Origin of the sequence: Pseudomonas sp. KnCO4 (genome assembly GCF_045344305.1) — a bacterium.
Classification (GTDB): Bacteria; Pseudomonadota; Gammaproteobacteria; order Pseudomonadales; family Pseudomonadaceae; genus Aquipseudomonas; species Aquipseudomonas anuradhapurensis.
The window spans coordinates 536,222-556,232 of the sequence record NZ_CP174199.1 but is presented as its reverse complement, the minus strand read 5'-3'; the positions used below and the strand labels follow the sequence as shown (position 1 = coordinate 556,232).

The window sequence follows — 20,011 nt, the reverse complement described above, 5'->3', positions numbered from 1 at the left end:
CGGTGGCGGCCAATTGATGGCCGCCAACAGGTAAGACTAGCCAAGAATCGAGAAGGTGCGATGACCTGGGTCAGCTGCCGCCTTGTTTGCTGACCTGGCCGGTGCCATCCCCCACCGGCTGATCAACAACGCGGCAGGTTGCGCACCACATTCAGCGCGGCGCTGCTCTGCGCCACCGGCATGATCTCGACGGTATTGATGTTCACATGCCCCGGTTGCTCTGCAATCCATGCCACCGTGGCGGCAATGTCCTCGGGCAGAATGGCCTGTACATCACGGTACAGGGCCTGCACGGCCTCCAGGTCACCATTGAGGCGCACCACCGAGAAATCAGTGCCCGAGCACAGCCCCGGCTCGATGTTGCTCACCCGCACCCGGGTACCGGCCAGGTCGGCACGCAGGTTGAGGCTGAACTGGCGGACGAAGGCCTTGCTGGCGCCATAGACGTTACCGCCTGGGTAGGGATAGGTGCCGGCGATGGAACCGATGTTGATGATCATGCCACTGTCGGCCTCGACCATCTGCGGCAGGATCTTGTGCGTGACCATGGCCAGGCCGGTGATGTTGGTGTCGATCATGCGCTGCCAGTTTTCCGCACTGCTGGCCTGGGCACGGTCTACGCCCAGCGCCAGCCCGGCGTTGTTGACCAGCAGGTCGATGTGCAGCGATGCGTCCTGAATCTGCGCCATCGCGGCCGCGATCGAGGCAGGGTCGGTGACGTCCAGCGCCAGCGGGATGAAGTTGACCCCCAGTTCGGCTTCCAGCGACTGCAGTTTATCCATGCGCCGGGCACCGCCGATCACGCGATAGCCCTTGCCGACCAGCGTGCGGCAGATGGCACGGCCAAAGCCTGCGGAAGCGCCGGTTACGAATGCGGTTTTCATCAGTTGTCTCCTAATGGGATGGGTCAGGCCAGGTACTTCACGCCGAGGCTGGTGAACAGGCAGAGCATCGAGAACACCAGCGCCTTGCGCACCACTTCGTTGCCCTTGCGCAGGGCCAGTGCGCTACCCAGGTGGTTACCCAGGATGTTGCAGGCCACCAGTGGCAGCGCCAGCAGGTACACGACCTTGCCGGCCATGACAAAGGCCACCAGAGCACCGATGTTGGACGCGAAGTTGAAGGTCTTGGAGTTGGCCGAACTGGAAACCAGGTCCATGCGCAGCAGGTAGTGGAAGGCGATGATGAACATGCTGCCGGTACCAGGGCCGAAGAAGCCGTCATAGAAACCGATGGCCAGGCAGGTCAGCGGGACCACGGTGAACAGCATGCGCGACGACAGCTCGCGCTCCTCGACTGGGCGATCCTTCGGTGTGAGGAAGATGAGGATGCCGAACGGAATCAGCGCCAGGATGATCTTGCCTACGGTCTCCTGGGAGATCGACACGATCAGGTGCGCCCCCAGGTAGGCTCCGAGCAGCGAGAACGGCACGCCGACCAGCGCCACCTGCCAGACCATCCTGCTGTTGGCCAGGAAGTTGCGGATAGCAGCCAATGTGCCGAGGGTGCTCACCAGTTTTTCCTGGCCGAGGGCCACTTGCGGTGGCATGCCGACCAGCAGGAAGCCCGGCACCAGGAACAACCCGCCGCCCCCGGCGATACTGTCGACGAAGCCCGCGACAAAGGCGATTGCGCCGAGCATGAGGATGGCGAGTAACCAGTGTTCCGCCCAGAAAGCGCCTAACAGTTCCATAGCAATACTTCCATCGAGTCAGTAAAAGGGATCAGGAGAGAACTTCGTAGAGATGGTCGGCCCGGGCGAAATGCACGCGGCTCAGGTCGTTGACCGCGAACACGCGCAACAACCAGCGGTCGGCACCGTCGTTCTGCGGCTCGAAGCCATCGCGGGCGTGCAGCACGCGTTGGTTCTTGAACACCATGAAATCGCCTGGCAGCAGCAGGTGCGGCTCATCGAAGCGGCGGCTTTCCAGCACACTGCGCAGGTTGCCCAAGGCTTGCTCGGCGCGCAGGTTGAGGCCGTGGGTGTTCTCGCTGTCGAAGCGGCACAACCACTCCCCTGTGTGGCCACGCGCCAGCACCGGCAGTTCGGCCGTACGACGACGGTTGCTGGCAAATGAGTCCGGGCGGCGGATTTCGAACTGCGGCAGGCAAAGCTCACGCACCGTCGATGGCGACAGCGCGGCGATCACCGCATCGAGGTTGACCAGGGTGGTGCTGATGCGCGGGTCGCAGCGCATGCCGAAGAAGGACAGGTACTCCGGGCAGCAGGACGCGGCACCGAGAGGTTCGCTGGAGAGCGGCAGGTCCGGGTTGTCCACATGGTAGGAAAAGCGCAGGCGCGAGCCATGTGAACTCTTGTGGCTGGACGAGCTGCGCGATGGAATGACATGGCGAAACAGACGGCCGTCATTCTCTCCCTCGTAGACGACCGGGTGGATCCCCATCAGGCTCTGCATGGTCAGGCTGACCAGGCAGGCGATAGGTGTGCTGCGCGGACTGAGCACCCCCGAATAGGGCGTGGGCGGAATATCACGGTCCCGTGGGCAGTTGCGCACGATCATGCTGGTGAGGTGCGGTGTTTCGACGAAACTGCGGATTTGTTGGCAAAGCGCGTTGCCCAGCACGTCCTCGGCCTGGTCCTTGAGTTGCGGATAGAGTTCCTTGCTCGTCTCGAAATCGAGCGGGGTATTGTTCAGCAGGGTTTGCCAGGCACTGGAGATGACCCAGGGCAGGCGGATCTCGAGGGAGGTCTGAGGCTCGGCCCCTTGTTGCAGATGTGCGCTTTCCATTTCGAACTGGTATTCCATTGAGCAGGCGCGAAGCCGTTCGGTGTCGTTCCAAGCCGGGCAGAAGCGGCTTCAGACGTTGTTTTGTTAAACCGTTCACAGCTGTGCGATGGCCAAGCAGGCGAGCCATCATGGCGCCTGCACATTGCATCGACTCAATCATTGTAATTTCAAAAATATCGTCGATTCAATTTATTTCTTTCAGAACCAAATGACCGATTGAATCGATTTAATCAAGTTATTGATTTCAAAAGATTTCTATTTTTGCCTGGGATGGACCTGGAACGGGCTTGCTTGGGGCGTGCCTTCTCCCTGCAACGCAATCGGTGCAATTTACCTACACAAAAACAGAATTACTCCCATTGGGGCTTTCGTGCTAGGCTTCCGCGCTATCGCATTTTCTGGGTGCCATTTCTATGTGGGTTCCTCACTACAGCGACCTGGCACAGCCGGTCTACCTGATGATCGCCGACGCGTTGGAGCAAGACATCGGCAGCGGCAGGCTTATGCCCGGCGAGCGCCTGCCGACACTCAAGGACTTGGCCGAAACCCTGAATGTCACCCCAGGCACCATCGGCCGAGCCTACGACGAAGCCGCCAAGCGTGGCCTGGTGGTAGGCGAAGTGGGGCGCGGCACCTTCGTGCTGCCGCAGCGGCCGGTACAGAGCGCTGCCCCTGCACCAAGCGTTGCACCGCAGCCAGCACCTGCGGAGCGTCAAAGTGGCCAGATCGACCTTTCGATCATCAAGCCCAACGATGCCCACATGACCGACTGGCTGCGCGGCGCCATCAACGAACTGGCCGCGTCGCCCGGCCTGGCACAGGTGCTCGACTACGTCACCGAGGGCGGCCACGCCACCCACAAGCAAGCCGGTGCAAGCTGGATCCAGCGCTGGCTGCCAGAGGCACGCTGGCAACAGGTGGTGCTGACTTCAGGAGCCCAGCACGGCTTGCTGGTGGCCATCAGCAGCCTGTCGAAAAGCGACGATGTGGTGCTGTGCGAGTCGTTCTGCTACCCGGGCATCATCTCCCTGGCCCACAGCATGGGCCGTCGCCTGCGCGGCGTGGCCATGGACGAGCACGGCCTGATTCCCGAGGCATTGCGCGCAGCCTGCCTGGAGCACCGCCCGTCGCTGCTGGTGTGCGTGACCACCCACCAGAACCCGACCAACTCGATCATGCCCCATGCCCGGCGCCAGGCCATCGCCGAGATCGCCCGTGAGTTCGACCTTTTCATCGTCGATGACGATATCTATGGTTTCCTCGAGCCTGCTGCGGACTACCAGCCATTGGCTGCGTATGCACCCGAGCGCTCGGTCTATCTCACGAGCCTGTCCAAGAGTGTGCTGCCGGCACTGCGCATCGGTTATCTGTACGCCCCGCCGCAAACCCTTTCGCGGTTATCGTCGATGGTCCGCAGCAGCGTCTGGATGCCATCGCCACTGATGGCGCAACTGGCCAGCAACCTGATCAACAGCGGCATGGCCGACCAACTGGTGCGGGTTCAGCAGGACGAGGCAGCGGCGCGCCAGCAAATGGCGCGGGAAATTCTTGGCAGGTACAAGATCCGCAGCCAGCCGAACAGCTTCCACATCTGGCTGGAACTACCGGAACCGTGGACCAGCGACGAATTTGCCAACCTGGCGCGCAACAACGGCGTGACGGTCGTCAGCGGCAGCCAGTTCCTGCCAGAACGCAGCCGTGCCACCTGCGGGGTGCGTATCGCCTTGATGGCGCCCAAGCGCGAAGAACTGGGGTTTGCCCTGACCAAGTTGGTCAGCTTGCTGGACTCGCCGGAACCGCGGTTGTTCTATTGAGCAGTCCTTGTAACGGAATGGGATTCCCATTCTTTGGGGGCGCTTGGCGTTCACTCGCAACAGGTGGCTGAGTCCATTTAATTACAAGTGCTGCACTGCCTTCGGGATAATGCTGCAGCACAAAAGCCCACTTACCGCCAATGCGTCGGTGAACTCACTGCAGCAGTCACAGACGAACTCGGCCAGTGTCACCCAAAAAGGTGGAGCAGAACGGCACCCGCAAGAACCATGCTCACGCCCACCATCTGAAGACAAGACAAACGCTCCCGATAGAAGAGAAAGCCAAGTATCGCAGCGATACCACCCGACAGCGTACTGATCACAGTGACAATGGAAATCGAACCATTGAGTGCTCCCCAGGAAAAGGCAGAAAAGCCACCTAGGTTACACAGGCTGGCGCCGCACAATGATGCACAAGTCCCCGCGCTGATTTTCGACCAGCTCCTCAGCAACTTTAGTGCCTCCCGAATGAGGAAGACCACTCCAACTGCGTACCCCAACGCCAACATGTTCACTGGGCCAAGCGATGGTAGTACAAACTTCCCTTGAAGCCAGAAACTAAAGCCGTAGAGCGCCGCCGCCAACAAAGCGAAACCTATCGGCAAGCGGCTCATGAAGCGCCCCTGCTCGCTTGCCTTGCTAGCGCTACTGGCTAACAGCACACCAAGGAAACAGGTCAGCAAGCCTACAAACTGCCAAGGTGACAATTCATCACCGCCCAGCCAGGCCAGTAACGTGGTAAAAATTCCATAGGAGGTCACTATCGGGGCCACGAGTGCTGTGTTACCAGTGGCAAAAGCCTTGGATAGTGAAAGAGCACCCAATACTGTGCAAAGCGCCGCAGCGCCACCGAGTAGCAACGCGCTGGCAGGCGCCACTAGTACCTTCTCCAACTGACCGGCCGCTATAGAGACGATCAGGCCCATCAATAGCAGTCCTAATAGCTGTCCAAAAAAAACAGCACGGCGGATTCCAACAGCCCGGGCGTTTATTCCTATCAGGAAATCCGCTGAGCCCCACAATACAGCTGCTACCAAACCCATGATGACGTCCATGCTTAGACTCCTTTAGACACCTGGAAAATGCGGCAGACCAGCAAGTAAGCGCGCACGAACTAATCAGTGAAAACTTGATATCTTGCAAAGGCCGGACGTACTCATTCGACTAATACCTCGCCCGCCTTCCGTTACAAATTTGTAACAGGAAACAAGAAATCTTTCCGACGAATAGAGCGTTCATCGCGCTGCTTCTCGCCCAGGCCATCATCAACCTTCCGGTTATTGCAATCAGACCGAGCTTAAGTTGGATCAGGGCAGGATCAGTAAAGCGGCCGCATTAGATATCCCCAGGTGCTTTGCTCGTTCCACCCCGCCGAAAGTGGTGGATATTAAGCGATCCAGGCAGAAAAAGTGTCCTCCAGTAGAAGTTCAGAAACCGCTTACAGCCAAGGTAAGAACTTCCTAGAACCATATGCAACACGTAACTTCTACCAGGCACTTTTCCGACTCAGTCGACTGTCGTAATGGAATTGGGGTTTTCCGCAACATCGGCGAAGCTGCGCCTATACTGCGCCGCTTTCTTTTTCCGGGAAGCCCACACAGCAGTACCTGGGTTTTCTCCTAAAAAAAACCCAGAGCATTTGCCCTGGGTTTTGGTCTTGCAAGAGGCTTAACCGCTCTGATTAGAACGGAATATCGTCATCGAAGCTGTCGAAGTCAGCTGCCGGTTGCGGCGCTGGCTGCTGCGGCGCCGGGCGCTGCGGAGCCTGTTGCGGGCGCGGGGCCTGCTGGCGTGGGGCCTGGTTGTACTGCTGCTGGCCACCGCCATAGTTGCCGCCAGCTTGATTGTACGGGTCACCGCCCTGCTGCTGGCCCTGCGGACGACCGCCGAGCAGCTGCATGGTGCCGTTGATGTCGACGATGATCTCGGTGGTGTAGCGCTTGATACCGTCTTTTTCCCATTCACGGGTCTGCAGCTTGCCTTCGATGTAGCACTGCGAACCCTTGCGCAGGTACTCGCCGGCGATTTCGGCAACCTTGCCGAACAGCGACACACGGTGCCATTCGGTACGCTCGACCTTCTGGCCCGACTGCTTGTCGGTCCACTGCTCGCTGGTAGCCAGGCTCAGGTTGGTCACGGCGTTACCGTTGGGCAGGTAGCGGACTTCGGGATCCTGGCCACAGGTACCGACCAGAATGACTTTGTTAACCCCACGGGCCATAACGTTCTCCTAGGCTTCGCACGCCGAAGAGGCCGGGTTCACCAGGCGCTCGAGGGTCGTACGGTCCAAAATTTTCGTATCCAGTTTGATATAGATGGCGGCTTCATCTGCCACCACAACGGCGTCGGTCACACCCGGCACGGCCATCAGGCGCTCGGTCAGGCCGGCTTCCCGGACTGCCTCTGGCGTCAGCGGCATGCGCAGGCTGGTCACATAGGGCGGCTCGTTCATGCGCAAGGCGACGACCAACCAGATGGCACACAGCACCGCACAACCGAGGAACACCATGTTCAGCCCGCCGTGCTGGAACAACCAGCCACCGAGGATTCCTCCCAGGGCAGCGCCGAGGAACTGGCTGGTGGAGTAGACCCCCATCGCCGTTCCCTTGCCACCTGCAGGCGACACCTTGCTCACCAGCGAAGGCAGCGATGCCTCCAGCAGGTTGAATGCAGTAAAGAATACCACGGTGCCAACCACCAGTCCGCGCAAACCGTCAGCCCACTCCCAGAAGTATATCTCCGTCAGCAGCAGGACACTCACCGCGCCGGCCAACACGCGTTTCATCTTGCGCTTCTTTTCGCCGTAGATGATGAACGGGACCATTGCAAAAAATGAGATGAACAGCGCGGTCAGGTATACCCACCAGTGTTGCTCCTTGGGCAGGCCGCCGCGCTCGACAAAGGCCAGTGGCAGCGCGACGAAGCTGGCCATGAGAATGGCATGCAGGATGAAAATGCCCGCATCCAGGCGCAGAAGGTCCGGATGGCGCAGGGTCGGGCCGATCGCCTGGCGGGCCACGCCCGACTCGCGGTGCTGCAGGATGCTATGGGTATTGGGCACGACAAAGGCGATCAGCAGGATACCCACCAGGGCAAGTCCTGCCGTGGCCAGGAACAATCCTGACAAGCCAAAGGCACTTGTCAGTAACGGGCCAACGACCATGGCGACGGCAAACGAAAGGCCAATGCTCATGCCGATCATGGCCATGGCCTTGGTCCGGTGTTGCTCGCGGGTAAGGTCGGACAGCAGCGCCATGACCGCAGCGGAAATCGCCCCGGCCCCCTGCAGGATACGCCCGGCGATCACCCCCCAGATGGAGTCGGCCTGGGCCGCCAGGACACTGCCCAGGGCAAAGATCACCAAACCCAGGTAAATCACCGGCCGACGGCCGATGCGGTCGGAAATCATCCCGAACGGGATCTGCAATATGGCCTGGGTGAGGCCATAGGCACCAATGGCCAGGCCGATCAGTGCAGGGGTGGCACCGGCCAGGTCCATGCCGTAGGTGGCCAGCACCGGCAAGACCATGAACATGCCCAGCATACGAAAGGCAAAGACCAGGGCCAGGCCGCCAGCGGCGCGGGTTTCGCCGCCACTCATGCGCTCGTTGTGGGTGTCGTGCATGGATTAATCTCGTGTGAACCGGCGGCGATTCTATCAGTCCGACAGCTTGACGGCATCTACGCGACGCTTTGCCGCGTACTGGCAGCGCGCCGTATACTTCCTTGTTTATGCCCGCCGAGCGAGGCCGCAGTGGACAAGATCCTGATTCGTGGGGCACGCACCCACAACCTGAAAAACATCGACCTGACCCTGCCCCGGGACAAGCTGATCGTGATCACCGGCCTGTCCGGTTCGGGCAAGTCATCCCTGGCGTTCGACACCCTCTACGCCGAAGGCCAGCGGCGCTACGTGGAATCGCTCTCGGCCTATGCCCGGCAGTTCCTGTCGATGATGGAAAAGCCCGACGTCGACACCATCGAAGGCCTGTCGCCGGCCATTTCCATCGAGCAGAAGTCGACCTCGCACAACCCCCGTTCCACGGTCGGCACCATCACCGAAATCTACGACTACCTGCGCCTGTTGTATGCCCGCGTCGGTACCCCGCGTTGCCCGGACCACGATATTCCGCTGGAGGCGCAAACGATCAGCCAGATGGTCGACCTGGTGCTGGAGCGCCCGGAAGGCAGCAAGCTGATGCTGCTGGCCCCGGTGGTTCGCGAGCGCAAGGGCGAACACCTGGCAGTATTCGACGAGCTGCGTGCGCAAGGCTTTGTCCGCGCACGCGTCAACGGCAAGCTCTACGAACTCGATGAGCTACCCAAGCTGGACAAGCAGAAAAAGCACAGCATCGATGTGGTAGTCGACCGCTTCAAGGTACGTGCCGACCTGCAACAGCGCCTGGCCGAGTCGTTCGAAACCGCGCTGAAACTGGCCGACGGCATCGCCCTGGTGGCGCCGATGGACGATGAACCGGGCGAAGAGACGATCTTCTCCGCACGCTTCGCCTGCCCGGTCTGTGGCCACGCCATCAGCGAGCTGGAGCCGAAGCTGTTCTCCTTCAACAACCCTGCCGGTGCCTGCCCGACTTGCGATGGCCTGGGGGTCAAGCAGTTCTTCGACACCAAGCGCCTGGTCAATGCCGAGCTCACCCTGGCCGAAGGTGCGATCCGCGGCTGGGACCGGCGCAACGTGTACTACTTCCAGATGCTCGGTTCGCTGGCTGCGCATTATGGCTTCAGCCTGGAAGAGCCGTTCGGCGAGCTCTCGGCAGAACACCAGAAGGTGATCCTGCAGGGCAGCGGCAAGCAGAGTGTCGACTTCAAGTACCTCAACGACCGGGGCGACATCGTCAAGCGCTCGCACCCGTTCGAAGGCATCGTGCCGAACCTGGAACGGCGCTATCGCGAAACCGAGTCGGCCACCGTGCGTGAAGAGCTGGCCAAGTACCTCGGCACCCAGCCCTGCCCGGATTGCCGCGGTACTCGCCTGCGCCGCGAAGCGCGCCATGTGTGGGTGGGTGAGAAGACCCTGCCAGCGGTGACCAACCTGCCGATCGGTGAAGCCAGCAACTATTTCGGCGCCCTGACCCTGACCGGTCGCCGTGGCGAAATCGCCGCGAAGATCCTCAAGGAAATCTGCGAGCGCCTGCAATTCCTGGTCAACGTCGGCCTCGACTACCTCACCCTCGACCGCAGCGCCGATACCCTGTCCGGTGGCGAGGCACAGCGAATCCGCCTGGCCAGCCAGATCGGCGCCGGCCTGGTGGGGGTGATGTACATCCTCGACGAGCCGTCCATCGGCCTTCACCAACGCGACAACGACCGCCTGCTGGCCACCCTCAATCACCTGCGCGACCTGGGCAATACAGTGATCGTGGTGGAACACGACGAGGACGCCATCCGCCTGGCCGACTACGTCGTGGACATCGGCCCCGGTGCCGGCGTACATGGCGGCAAGATCGTCGCCGAGGGCACGCCACAGGAAGTCATGGCCCACCCCGACTCGCTGACCGGCAAGTACCTGTCCGGGCGCAAGAAGATCGTCGTGCCGGCCAAGCGCACGCCGCGCAACAAGAAGCTGCAACTCAAGCTCAAGGGCGCGCGTGGCAACAACCTGCAAAACGTCGACCTGGAAATCCCGATCGGCCTGCTGACCTGCGTGACCGGGGTGTCCGGTTCGGGCAAGTCGACGCTCATCAACAACACGCTGTTCCCGCTGGCCGCCACCGCCCTGAATGGCGCAAGCAGCCTGGAGGCTGCGCCGCACAGCAGCATGGATGGCCTGCAGCACCTGGACAAGGTGGTGGATATCGATCAGAGCCCGATCGGCCGCACTCCTCGTTCGAACCCGGCAACCTATACCGGCATCTTCACGCCCATCCGCGAGCTGTTCTCCGGCGTTCCGGAATCGCGCTCGCGCGGTTATGGCCCCGGGCGGTTCTCGTTCAACGTCAAGGGCGGCCGTTGCGAGGCCTGCCAGGGCGATGGCCTGATCAAGGTGGAGATGCACTTCCTGCCGGACATCTACGTGCCGTGCGACGTGTGCAAGAGCAAGCGCTACAACCGCGAAACGCTGGAGATCAAGTACAAGGGCAAGAACATCCACGAAGTGCTGGAAATGACCATCGAGGATGCCCGCGAGTTCTTCGACGCGGTACCAGCGCTCGCGCGCAAGCTACAGACGTTGATGGACGTCGGGCTGTCCTACATCAAGCTGGGGCAGTCGGCGACCACGTTGTCGGGTGGCGAGGCACAGCGGGTGAAACTGTCGCGCGAGCTGTCCAAGCGTGATACCGGCAAGACCCTCTACATTCTCGACGAGCCGACCACAGGCCTGCACTTTGCCGATATCCAGCAGTTGCTGGACGTGCTGCATCGCCTGCGCGACCACGGCAATACCGTGGTGGTGATCGAGCACAACCTGGATGTGATCAAGACTGCGGACTGGCTGGTGGACCTTGGGCCGGAGGGTGGCTCGAAAGGTGGACAGATCATTGCCTGTGGCACACCGGAAGAACTCAGCGAGATGAAGCAGTCCTATACCGGGCATTACCTGAAACCGCTTCTGGAGCGGGATCGCGCTTGAGGCAAATGGGGCGCTTTGCGCCCCTATCAACACGAGGCCGCTCCTGCAGCCGACCGCATTATCCTCGGATAAATGCGGTCGGCTGCAGGAGCGGCCTTGTGTCGCGAAGGGCTGCAAAGCAGCCCCCAGCATCTATTTACATCTGCGACTGCAAGTAGTTCTCGAGGCCAATGGCCTTGATCAGCCCCTGCTGCTTCTCCAGCCAATAGGTGTGGTCTTCTTCGGTGTCAGCCAGCTGCGCGCGCAAGATGTCACGGCTGACGTAATCCTTGTGCAGCTCACACAGTTCGATACCTTTGCATAACGCGGCACGCACCTTGTACTCGAGCTTGAGATCAGCTTCGATCATTTCCGGCACGGTGCTGCCCACTTCCAGGTCATCCGCGCGCATGTCAGGTGTGCCTTCGAGCATGAGGATACGACGCATCAGGGCATCGGCGTGCTGCGTCTCCTCTTCCATCTCGTGGTTGATGCGCTCATAGAGCTTGGACAGGCCCCAATCTTCATACATACGCGAGTGAATGAAGTACTGGTCGCGCGCAGCCAGTTCGCCCTTCAACAGCGTGACGAGGTAGTTGATTACGTCCGGGTGGCCTTGCATCGCCCTGCTTCTCCATGTGAAAACGTCTATTGCCCATAGTGTGAACCAGCTTTTACTTGCGGTCACTGAAAAATGCGCAATAAGAAGCAAAAAAAGCCCTGAACAGTAGTGATATTCATTGAAAAACCGCCCAAATGAGGGCGGTTCTTCTTATCACTTCGACTTAGGCGAGATCGATGCGCAAAGCCTTGGCAACCCCTTCGCCGTAGGCGGGATCGGCCTTGAAGAAGTACTGCAGTTGGCGCTGGACCACGTCTTGGCTTACACCTGCCATGGCTCCCGCGATGTTGTTGATCAACAGGGCTTTCTGCTCATCATTCATCAAGCGGAACAGCGCACCGGCATGGCTGTAGTAATCGCTGTCTTCGCGATGATTGTAACGGTCCGCCGCCCCCTCCAACGTTAGCGCGGGCTCAGCATGACGTGGTGACTGCTTCGGCGCGTCGCCATAGCTGTTGGGCTCATAGTTGGGCGCGCTACCGTACGTGCCGCTGGCCATGGAACCATCGCGCTGGTAGCTGTTAACCGGGCAACGTGGCGCGTTAACCGGCAACTGCTGGTGGTTGGTACCCACCCGGTAGCGGTGCGCATCAGCGTAGGCGAACACCCGACCTTGCAGCATGCGGTCCGGCGACAAACCGACACCTGGCACCATGTTGCTTGGACCAAATGCAGCTTGCTCGACCTCAGCGAAGTAGTTCAGCGGGTTGCGGTTGAGTTCAAGCACACCGACCTCGATCAGCGGGTAGTCCTTCTGCGACCAGGTCTTGGTGACGTCGAAGGGGTTCTCGTCGCGGTTGGCTGCCTCGGCTTCACTCATTACCTGGATGCATACGGTCCAGCGTGGATAGTCGCCGCGCTCGATCGCTTCGAAGAGATCGCGCTGAGCGTAGTCCGGATCGGTACCGGCCAGGCGTGCAGCCTCCGCCGGGGCGAGGTTCTTGATGCCTTGCTGAGTCTTGAAGTGCCATTTGACCCAGGTACGTTGCCCCTCGGCATTGATCAGGCTGTAGGTATGGCTGCCGAAGCCGTGCATGTGGCGGTAGCCGTCCGGAATGCCGCGGTCGGAGAACAGGATAGTGACCTGATGCAGCGCCTCGGGGGAGTGCGACCAGAAGTCCCACATCATTTGCGCATTTTTCAGGTTGGTTTGCGGGTGACGCTTCTGCGTGTGGATGAAGTCAGGGAACTTCAGCGGGTCGCGGATGAAAAACACCGGCGTGTTGTTGCCAACAATGTCCCAGTTGCCTTCCTCGGTATAGAACTTCACGGCAAAGCCGCGCGGATCGCGTTCGGTGTCGGCCGAACCACGCTCGCCACCCACGGTGGAAAAACGCAGGAACGTCTCGGTTTGCTTGCCGATCTGCTCAAACAGCTTGGCACTGGTGTAAGCCGTGATATCGCGCGTGACGGTAAAGGTACCGTAGGCACCCGAGCCCTTGGCATGGACGCGGCGCTCGGGGATATTCTCGCGGTTGAAATGGGCAAGCTTCTCGATCAGGTGGAAGTCGTCGAGCAGCAACGGGCCGCGTGGGCCGGCGGAACGGGAATTCTGGTTATCGGCTACAGGGGCACCGCTGGCGGTGGTGAGAATCTTGCTCATGGGCTCTCCTTATCGGTCTACAAGCGCCGGCTGATCGGCTGTGGAGAGAGTATTGACGAGCAAGGTTACAAGAACAAATTCATTACATGACTTGTATCAATAGAAATAAACAATACATCCAGAAACAAAAAACCGGGCACTAGGCCCGGTTCTTTGTAGCAGACAGAACGTCTTACTCAGCAGCTTCTACAGCACCGCCGACCGGACGATCAACCAGCTCGACATACGCCATAGGAGCGTTGTCGCCAGCGCGGAAACCGCACTTCAGGATGCGCAGGTAGCCGCCCTGACGGGTGGCGTAACGCTTGCCCAGGTCATTGAACAGCTTGCCAACAGCGGACTTCGAACGGGTACGGTCGAAGGCCAGACGACGGTTAGCTACGCTGTCTTCCTTGGCCAGGGTGATCAGCGGCTCGGCAACGCGGCGCAGTTCCTTGGCTTTCGGCAGGGTGGTTTTGATCAGCTCGTGCTCGATCAGCGACACTGCCATGTTCTGGAACATAGCCTTGCGGTGAGAGCTGGTACGGCTCAGGTGACGTCCACTTTTACGATGACGCATGATTCATTCCTTACCAAACACTACGTTCGGTGATTACGACGATCAGGCGGTCGCCTTGTCGTCTTTCTTAAGACTTGCAGGCGGCCAGTTGTCGAGGCGCATGCCGAGAGACAGACCACGAGAGGCCAGCACGTCCTTGATTTCAGTCAGGGACTTCTTGCCCAGGTTAGGAGTCTTCAACAGCTCTACTTCGGTACGCTGAATCAGGTCGCCGATGTAGTAGATGTTCTCCGCCTTGAGGCAGTTGGCCGAACGTACAGTCAGTTCCAGGTCGTCAACCGGACGCAGCAGGATCGGATCGATCTCGTCTTCCTGCTCGACTACGACAGGCTCGCTGTCACCCTTGAGGTCGACGAACGCGGCCAGCTGCTGTTGCAGGATGGTCGCAGCGCGGCGAATAGCCTCTTCAGGGTCCAGGGTGCCGTTGGTTTCCAGATCAATGACCAGCTTGTCCAGGTTGGTACGCTGTTCAACACGGGCGTTCTCGACCACATAGGCGATACGACGCACCGGGCTGAACGAAGCGTCCAGCTGCAGACGGCCAATGCTACGGCTTTCGTCTTCGTCGGTTTGACGGGAGTCGGCCGGCTCGTAACCACGACCACGAGCTACGGTGAGCTTCATGTTCAGGGCGCCGTTCGACGCCAGGTTCGCGATTACGTGATCGGGGTTGACGATCTCGACATCGTGATCCAGCTGAATATCGGCAGCGGTAACCACCCCCGAACCCTTTTTCGACAAGGTCAGCGTAACTTCGTCACGACCGTGCAGCTTGATAGCCAGGCCTTTCAGGTTCAACAGGATTTCAATGACGTCTTCCTGTACACCTTCGATCGCGGAGTACTCGTGGAGTACGCCATCGATCTCGGCCTCGACTACTGCACAGCCAGGCATGGAGGACAACAGGATGCGGCGCAGCGCGTTGCCCAGGGTATGGCCGAAACCACGCTCGAGAGGCTCGAGCGTGATCTTGGCGCGGGTCGGACTGACTACCTGCACATCAATGTGGCGGGGAGTCAGGAACTCATTTACCGAAATCTGCATGGATGCACCTATTTTCTAGCCCTTACTTGGAGTAGAGCTCGACAATCAGGTTCTCGTTGATGTCGGCAGACAGGTCGCTGCGAGCAGGAACGTTCTTGAAAACGCCCGACTTTTTAGCAGCATCCACATCAACCCACTCAACGCGGCCACGCTGGGCGCACAGTTCAAGGGCTTGAACAATGCGCAGCTGGTTCGACGACTTCTCGCGAACCGCGACCACGTCACCCGGACGAACTTGGTAGGATGGAATGTTCACAGTCTTACCGTTGACGCTGATCGCTTTGTGCGAAACCAGCTGACGGGATTCGGCGCGAGTCGAACCGAAGCCCATACGGTAGACGACGTTATCCAGACGGCACTCGAGCAGTTGCAGCAGGTTCTCACCGGTTGCGCCTTTTTTCGAGGCAGCAGCCTGGTAGTAACCGCGGAACTGACGCTCCAGAACACCGTAGATACGACGAACTTTTTGCTTCTCGCGCAGCTGGGTACCGTAGTCGGACTGACGGCCACGGCGCTGGCCGTGGATACCTGGGGCTGCTTCGATGTTGCACTTCGATTCCAGAGCGCGAACGCCGCTCTTCAGGAACAGGTCAGTGCCTTCACGGCGAGACAGTTTGCATTTTGGACCAATGTAACGTGCCATTTATCTGTCTCCTGATTACACGCGACGCTTCTTCGGCGGACGGCACCCGTTGTGCGGGATTGGCGTCACGTCGGTGATGCTGGCGATCTTGTAGCCGCAGCTGTTCAGTGCACGAACGGCGGACTCACGACCTGGACCTGGACCCTTGACGTTCACGTCGAGGTTCTTCAGACCGTATTCCAGCGCAGCTTGACCAGCACGCTCAGCAGCGATCTGGGCTGCGAACGGGGTGGATTTGCGCGAACCACGGAAACCCGAACCACCGGAGGTCGCCCAGGACAAAGCGTTGCCCTGACGGTCGGTGATGGTCACGATGGTGTTGTTGAAAGAGGCATGGATGTGGGCGATGCCATCAACCACTGTCTTTTTGACTTTCTTACGAGGACGAGCAGCAGGTTTTGCCATGTCTATATTCCTGGGCGATTACTTGCGGATCGGCTTACGCGGGCCCTTACGGGTGCGTGCGTTGGTCTTGGTGCGCTGACCGCGAACCGGCAGACCTTTACGATGACGCAGGCCGCGGTAGCAACCCAGGTCCATCAAGCGCTTGATCTTCATGTTGATGTCACGACGCAGGTCACCTTCGGTGGTGAACTTCGCGACTTCGCCACGCAGGGTTTCGATTTGCTCGTCGCTCAGATCCTTGATCTTAGCGGCTGGGTTTACACCAGCGTCTGCACAGATCTTCTGTGCAGTAGTGCGACCGACACCATAGATGTAGGTCAGCGAGATAACAGCATGCTTGTTATCTGGAATGTTGACGCCTGCAATACGGGCCATTCAGTGGGACTCCAATTGACAGCTACCTACGCCCCGGAAGCCAAGAAATAGGGCGCGAGATAATATCGCTGTAGAAACGAATAATCAACCCAGCAGCACACTAGCTGCTGGGTTTGAAGCGCAGATCACACTCAGCCTTGGCGCTGTTTGTGACGCGGTTCCGCGCTGCAGATCACTCGTACGACGCCTTCGCGACGGATGATCTTGCAGTTACGGCACAGCTTTTTCACCGATGCACGAACTTTCATTACCGACTCCTCGAACCTTAGGGGCGTATCAGCGCAGCAGACCGCTGCCACCGTAGCCTTTCAGGTTGGCTTTCTTCATCAGGGATTCGTACTGGTGCGAAACGAGGTGCGATTGTACTTGGGACATGAAGTCCATCACAACCACTACCACAATCAGCAACGAGGTCCCGCCAAGGTAGAACGGCACATTTGCTGCCACCACCAGGAACTGGGGCAGAAGGCAGACGGCCATCATGTAAAGAGCACCGAACATGGTCAGACGGGTCAGAACGCCATCAATGTAGCGTGCCGACTGCTCACCAGGACGGATACCCGGAATAAAGGCACCGGACTTCTTCAGGTTTTCCGCTACGTCTTTCGGGTTGAACATCAGCGCTGTGTAGAAGAAGCAGAAGAAAATGATCCCTGCACTAAACAGCAGAATGTTCAACGGCTGACCAGGAGCGATCGATTGCGAGATGTCCTGCAGCCAGCCCATACCTTCGGACTGACCGAACCAGGCACCCAGCGAAGCCGGGAACAGCAGAATGCTGCTCGCGAAAATGGCCGGGATAACCCCCGCCATGTTCACCTTCAGCGGCAGGTGGCTAGTCTGCGCAGCGAAGACCTTGCGGCCCTGCTGACGCTTGGCGTAGTGAACGGCGATACGACGCTGACCACGCTCAATGAACACCACGAAGCCGATAATCGCTACTGCCAGCAAACCGATAGCGACCAAGGCGAAAATGTTGATATCGCCTGTGCGTGCAGACTCGAAAGACTGCCCGATTGCTCTCGGAAGACCGGCAACGATACCTGCGAAGATCAACATCGAGATACCGTTGCCCACACCGCGCTCGGTGATCTGCTCGCCCAGCCACATCATGAACATCGCGCCTGCCACGAAGGTGGAGACGGCGACGACATGGAAGCCCAGACCTACAGAAAACGCCACGCCCTGGTTGGCCAGGCCAATGGACATGCCAATGGCTTGGACCAGTGCCAGGATAACGGTGCCGTAGCGGGTGTACTGGCTGATCTTGCGACGGCCAGCTTCACCTTCCTTCTTCAACTGCTCCAGTTGCGGGCTGACCGCCGTCATCAGCTGCATGATGATCGATGCCGAGATGTACGGCATGATCCCCAGTGCAAAGATGCTCATGCGCTCGAGCGCGCCACCGGAAAACATGTTGAACAAGCTAAGAATGGTCCCCTCATTCTGCCGAAACAGATCCGCCAGACGGTCTGGATTGATGCCAGGAACCGGGATATGCGCACCTATCCGATAGACGATGATCGCCATGAACAGAAAGCGCAGACGAGCCCAGAGTTCCGACATCCCGCCCTTACCGAGCGAAGAGAGAGCACCTTGCTTAGCCATTTATTCCTCGAACTTGCCGCCAGCTGCTTCGATAGCCGCACGCGCACCCTTGGTGGCTGCGATACCCTTGATGGTGACTGCGCGAGTGACTTCGCCAGACAGCATGATTTTCACGCGCTGTACGTTCTGGCCGATCACGTTGGCATCCTTCAGGGATTGCACGGAGATCACGTCGCCTTCCACCTTGGCCAGCTCGGACAGACGCACTTCGGCGCGGTCCATGGCTTTCAGGGAAACGAAGCCGAATTTCGGCAGACGACGGTGCAGCGGCTGTTGACCGCCTTCGAAGCCCGGAGCGATGGTGCCACCGGAACGGGAGGTCTGACCTTTGTGACCACGGCCACCAGTCTTGCCCAAACCGCTACCGATACCACGACCCGGACGATGCTTCTCGCGACGGGAACCCGGCGCTGGACTCAGATCATTGAGTTTCATCGATTAACCCTCGACCTTCAGCATGTAGTAAGCCTTGTTGATCATCCCGCGGTTCTCGGGAGTATCCTGGACTTCTACAGTGTGACCGATGCGACGCAGACCCAGGCCTTTAACGCACAGTTTGTGGTTAGGCAGACGGCCGGCAGTGCTCTTGATCAGCGTTACTTTTACGGTTGCCATGATCAGAAGATCTCCTCAACGCTCTTGCCGCGCTTGGCAGCAATGGATTCAGGAGATTGCATGGCTTTCAGACCCTTGAAGGTGGCGTAAACCACGTTCACTGGGTTGGTCGAACCGTAGCACTTGGCCAGAACGTTCTGAACACCAGCAACTTCCAGGACAGCACGCATTGCGCCACCGGCGATGATACCGGTACCTTCCGAGGCAGGCTGCATGTAAACCTTCGAGGCGCCGTGGGCAGCCTTGGTGGCGTACTGCAGGGTGGTGCCCTTCAGGTCAACCTGGATCATGTTGCGGCGAGCAGCTTCCATAGCCTTCTGGATCGCGGCAGGTACTTCGCGCGACTTGCCACGGCCGAAGCCAACACGGCCTTTGCCATCACCTACCACGGTCAGCGCGGTGAAGGTGAAGATACGGCCGCCTTTTACGGTTTTGGCAACGCGGTTAACTTGAACCAGCTTCTCGATGTAGCCTTCGTCGCGCTTTTGATCGTTATTTGCCATAACTTAGAACTCCAGCCCGCCTTCACGAGCAGCATCAGCCAGCGCCTTGACGCGGCCGTGGTACTTGAAGCCGGAACGGTCAAAGGCAACTTGAGATACACCGGCGGCTTTCGCACGCTCAGCTACCAGCTTGCCAACCTTAGTGGCCGCGTCGATGTTGCCAGTGGCGCCATCACGCAGTTCTTTGTCCAAGGTCGAGGCGCTTGCCAGAACCTTGCTGCCGTCGGCCGAAATGACCTGGGCGTAGATGTGCTGCGAGGAGCGGAACACGCACAGGCGCACGACTTCGAGTTCGTGCATCTTGAGGCGTGCTTTGCGAGCGCGACGCAGTCGAGTAACTTTTTTGTCGGTCATTTGCTAGGCCCTACTTCTTCTTGGCTTCTTTACGACGGACTACTTCGTCCGCGTAACGCACACCCTTGCCTTTGTAAGGCTCTGGCGGACGGAAGTCGCGGATTTCAGCGGCCACCTGACCCACCAGCTGCTTGTCGATACCCTTGATCAGGATGTCGGTCTGGCTTGGGGTTTCAGCGGTGATACCGGCTGGCAGTTCGTAGTCCACTGGGTGCGAGAAGCCCAGAGCCAGGTTCAGGACGGTGCCCTTGGCCTGTGCCTTGTAACCAACACCGATCAGCTGGAGCTTGCGCTCGAAGCCTTGGCTTACGCCCTGGACCATGTTGTTCACCAGAGCGCGGGTGGTACCGGCCATGGCGCGAGCTTGCTGGTCACCGTTGCGAGCAGCGAAACGCAGCTCACCAGCTTCTTCGGTAACTTCAACAGACGAGTGAACGTTCAGTTCGAGAGTGCCTTTGGCACCCTTCACCGAAAGCTGCTGGCCGGCGAATTTGACTTCGACGCCTGCTGGCAGCTTAACGGGGTTCTTAGCGACGCGAGACATGCCT

General features: G+C 59.3%; 22 protein-coding genes. 2 read left to right on the top strand and 20 right to left on the bottom strand.

What is annotated here, in order from left to right; genetic code table 11:
• Nucleotides 1-122 precede the first annotated feature (122 nt).
• From ACJA3S_RS02540 to ACJA3S_RS02530, 3 genes are read right to left on the bottom strand one after another with little or no spacing between them, the layout of a single operon-like run.
• Complete coding sequence (locus tag ACJA3S_RS02540; RefSeq protein ID WP_406820734.1) at nt 123-884, bottom strand: SDR family NAD(P)-dependent oxidoreductase; 762 nt, start codon at nt 882-884, stop codon at nt 123-125.
• A gap of 23 nt (nt 885-907) precedes the next feature.
• On the bottom strand, nt 908-1,693 hold the full coding sequence (locus ACJA3S_RS02535) for a TSUP family transporter (RefSeq protein ID WP_170028002.1): 786 nt from the start codon (nt 1,691-1,693) through the stop codon (nt 908-910).
• A 31-nt stretch (nt 1,694-1,724) separates the two neighbouring features.
• The gene (locus ACJA3S_RS02530) at nt 1,725-2,750 is read right to left on the bottom strand and encodes a TauD/TfdA family dioxygenase (protein WP_406820733.1); all 1,026 of its coding nucleotides are present in this window, start codon (nt 2,748-2,750) and stop codon (nt 1,725-1,727) included.
• Nucleotides 2,751-3,163: 413 nt separating this feature from the next.
• On the opposite strand from ACJA3S_RS02530, the gene ACJA3S_RS02525 reads away from it, so the two are divergent.
• Complete coding sequence (locus tag ACJA3S_RS02525; protein ID WP_406820732.1) at nt 3,164-4,564, top strand: PLP-dependent aminotransferase family protein; 1,401 nt, start codon at nt 3,164-3,166, stop codon at nt 4,562-4,564.
• Between the two features lie 188 nt (nt 4,565-4,752).
• On the opposite strand, the gene ACJA3S_RS02520 is transcribed toward ACJA3S_RS02525, so the two are convergent.
• The 3 genes from ACJA3S_RS02520 to ACJA3S_RS02510 form a co-directional block, all read right to left on the bottom strand.
• Nucleotides 4,753-5,619 (bottom strand): EamA family transporter, encoded by an 867-nt coding sequence (locus ACJA3S_RS02520; protein ID WP_406820731.1) that lies wholly within the window; start codon nt 5,617-5,619, stop codon nt 4,753-4,755.
• Nucleotides 5,620-6,245: 626 nt separating this feature from the next.
• Entirely contained in the window at nt 6,246-6,785 is a 540-nt protein-coding gene (locus tag ACJA3S_RS02515; protein ID WP_170027998.1) for a single-stranded DNA-binding protein, read from the bottom strand.
• A gap of 9 nt (nt 6,786-6,794) precedes the next feature.
• Nucleotides 6,795-8,189, bottom strand: a complete 1,395-nt coding sequence (locus ACJA3S_RS02510) for an MFS transporter (protein WP_406820730.1) — start codon at nt 8,187-8,189, stop codon at nt 6,795-6,797.
• Nucleotides 8,190-8,318: 129 nt separating this feature from the next.
• Here ACJA3S_RS02510 and uvrA point away from each other — a divergent pair, with 129 nt between their 5' ends.
• A complete protein-coding gene (gene uvrA, locus ACJA3S_RS02505) occupies nt 8,319-11,153 on the top strand; it encodes an excinuclease ABC subunit UvrA (protein WP_406820729.1) in 2,835 nt (944 codons plus the stop codon).
• Between the two features lie 136 nt (nt 11,154-11,289).
• Here the strand turns inward: uvrA and bfr are convergent, their stop codons facing one another.
• The 14 genes from bfr to rplF form a co-directional block, all read right to left on the bottom strand.
• Nucleotides 11,290-11,754 carry a bacterioferritin gene (gene bfr, locus ACJA3S_RS02500; RefSeq protein ID WP_084857331.1) on the bottom strand — a complete coding sequence of 155 codons (465 nt, stop codon included), beginning with the start codon at nt 11,752-11,754 and terminating at the stop codon, nt 11,290-11,292.
• Nucleotides 11,755-11,917: 163 nt separating this feature from the next.
• Nucleotides 11,918-13,357 (bottom strand): catalase, encoded by a 1,440-nt coding sequence (locus tag ACJA3S_RS02495; RefSeq protein ID WP_406820728.1) that lies wholly within the window; start codon nt 13,355-13,357, stop codon nt 11,918-11,920.
• Nucleotides 13,358-13,529: 172 nt separating this feature from the next.
• A complete protein-coding gene (rplQ, locus tag ACJA3S_RS02490; RefSeq protein WP_003255451.1) occupies nt 13,530-13,916 on the bottom strand; it encodes a 50S ribosomal protein L17 in 387 nt (128 codons plus the stop codon).
• Between the two features lie 42 nt (nt 13,917-13,958).
• Entirely contained in the window at nt 13,959-14,960 is a 1,002-nt protein-coding gene (locus ACJA3S_RS02485; RefSeq protein WP_003255452.1) for a DNA-directed RNA polymerase subunit alpha, read from the bottom strand.
• Between the two features lie 22 nt (nt 14,961-14,982).
• A complete protein-coding gene (gene rpsD / locus ACJA3S_RS02480; protein WP_087503320.1) occupies nt 14,983-15,603 on the bottom strand; it encodes a 30S ribosomal protein S4 in 621 nt (206 codons plus the stop codon).
• A gap of 15 nt (nt 15,604-15,618) precedes the next feature.
• Nucleotides 15,619-16,008, bottom strand: a complete 390-nt coding sequence (gene rpsK, locus ACJA3S_RS02475) for a 30S ribosomal protein S11 (RefSeq protein WP_003255454.1) — start codon at nt 16,006-16,008, stop codon at nt 15,619-15,621.
• 18 nt (nt 16,009-16,026) lie between these two features.
• On the bottom strand, nt 16,027-16,383 hold the full coding sequence (rpsM, locus tag ACJA3S_RS02470; RefSeq protein ID WP_003257112.1) for a 30S ribosomal protein S13: 357 nt from the start codon (nt 16,381-16,383) through the stop codon (nt 16,027-16,029).
• 131 nt (nt 16,384-16,514) lie between these two features.
• Nucleotides 16,515-16,631 (bottom strand): 50S ribosomal protein L36, encoded by a 117-nt coding sequence (rpmJ, locus tag ACJA3S_RS02465; protein WP_002555468.1) that lies wholly within the window; start codon nt 16,629-16,631, stop codon nt 16,515-16,517.
• Between the two features lie 28 nt (nt 16,632-16,659).
• Nucleotides 16,660-17,991, bottom strand: coding sequence for a preprotein translocase subunit SecY (secY, locus tag ACJA3S_RS02460; RefSeq protein ID WP_003257108.1), 1,332 nt, complete (start codon nt 17,989-17,991; stop codon nt 16,660-16,662).
• On the bottom strand, nt 17,992-18,426 hold the full coding sequence (gene rplO / locus ACJA3S_RS02455; RefSeq protein ID WP_170027994.1) for a 50S ribosomal protein L15: 435 nt from the start codon (nt 18,424-18,426) through the stop codon (nt 17,992-17,994). It lies immediately after the preceding gene.
• A 3-nt stretch (nt 18,427-18,429) separates the two neighbouring features.
• A complete protein-coding gene (gene rpmD, locus ACJA3S_RS02450) occupies nt 18,430-18,606 on the bottom strand; it encodes a 50S ribosomal protein L30 (protein ID WP_028690238.1) in 177 nt (58 codons plus the stop codon).
• A 2-nt stretch (nt 18,607-18,608) separates the two neighbouring features.
• Nucleotides 18,609-19,109, bottom strand: coding sequence for a 30S ribosomal protein S5 (rpsE, locus tag ACJA3S_RS02445; RefSeq protein WP_003255465.1), 501 nt, complete (start codon nt 19,107-19,109; stop codon nt 18,609-18,611).
• 3 nt (nt 19,110-19,112) lie between these two features.
• Nucleotides 19,113-19,463 (bottom strand): 50S ribosomal protein L18, encoded by a 351-nt coding sequence (gene rplR, locus ACJA3S_RS02440; RefSeq protein ID WP_009397496.1) that lies wholly within the window; start codon nt 19,461-19,463, stop codon nt 19,113-19,115.
• A gap of 10 nt (nt 19,464-19,473) precedes the next feature.
• On the bottom strand, nt 19,474-20,007 hold the full coding sequence (gene rplF / locus ACJA3S_RS02435; RefSeq protein WP_170027993.1) for a 50S ribosomal protein L6: 534 nt from the start codon (nt 20,005-20,007) through the stop codon (nt 19,474-19,476).
• Between the last annotated feature and the right edge of the window lie 4 nt (nt 20,008-20,011).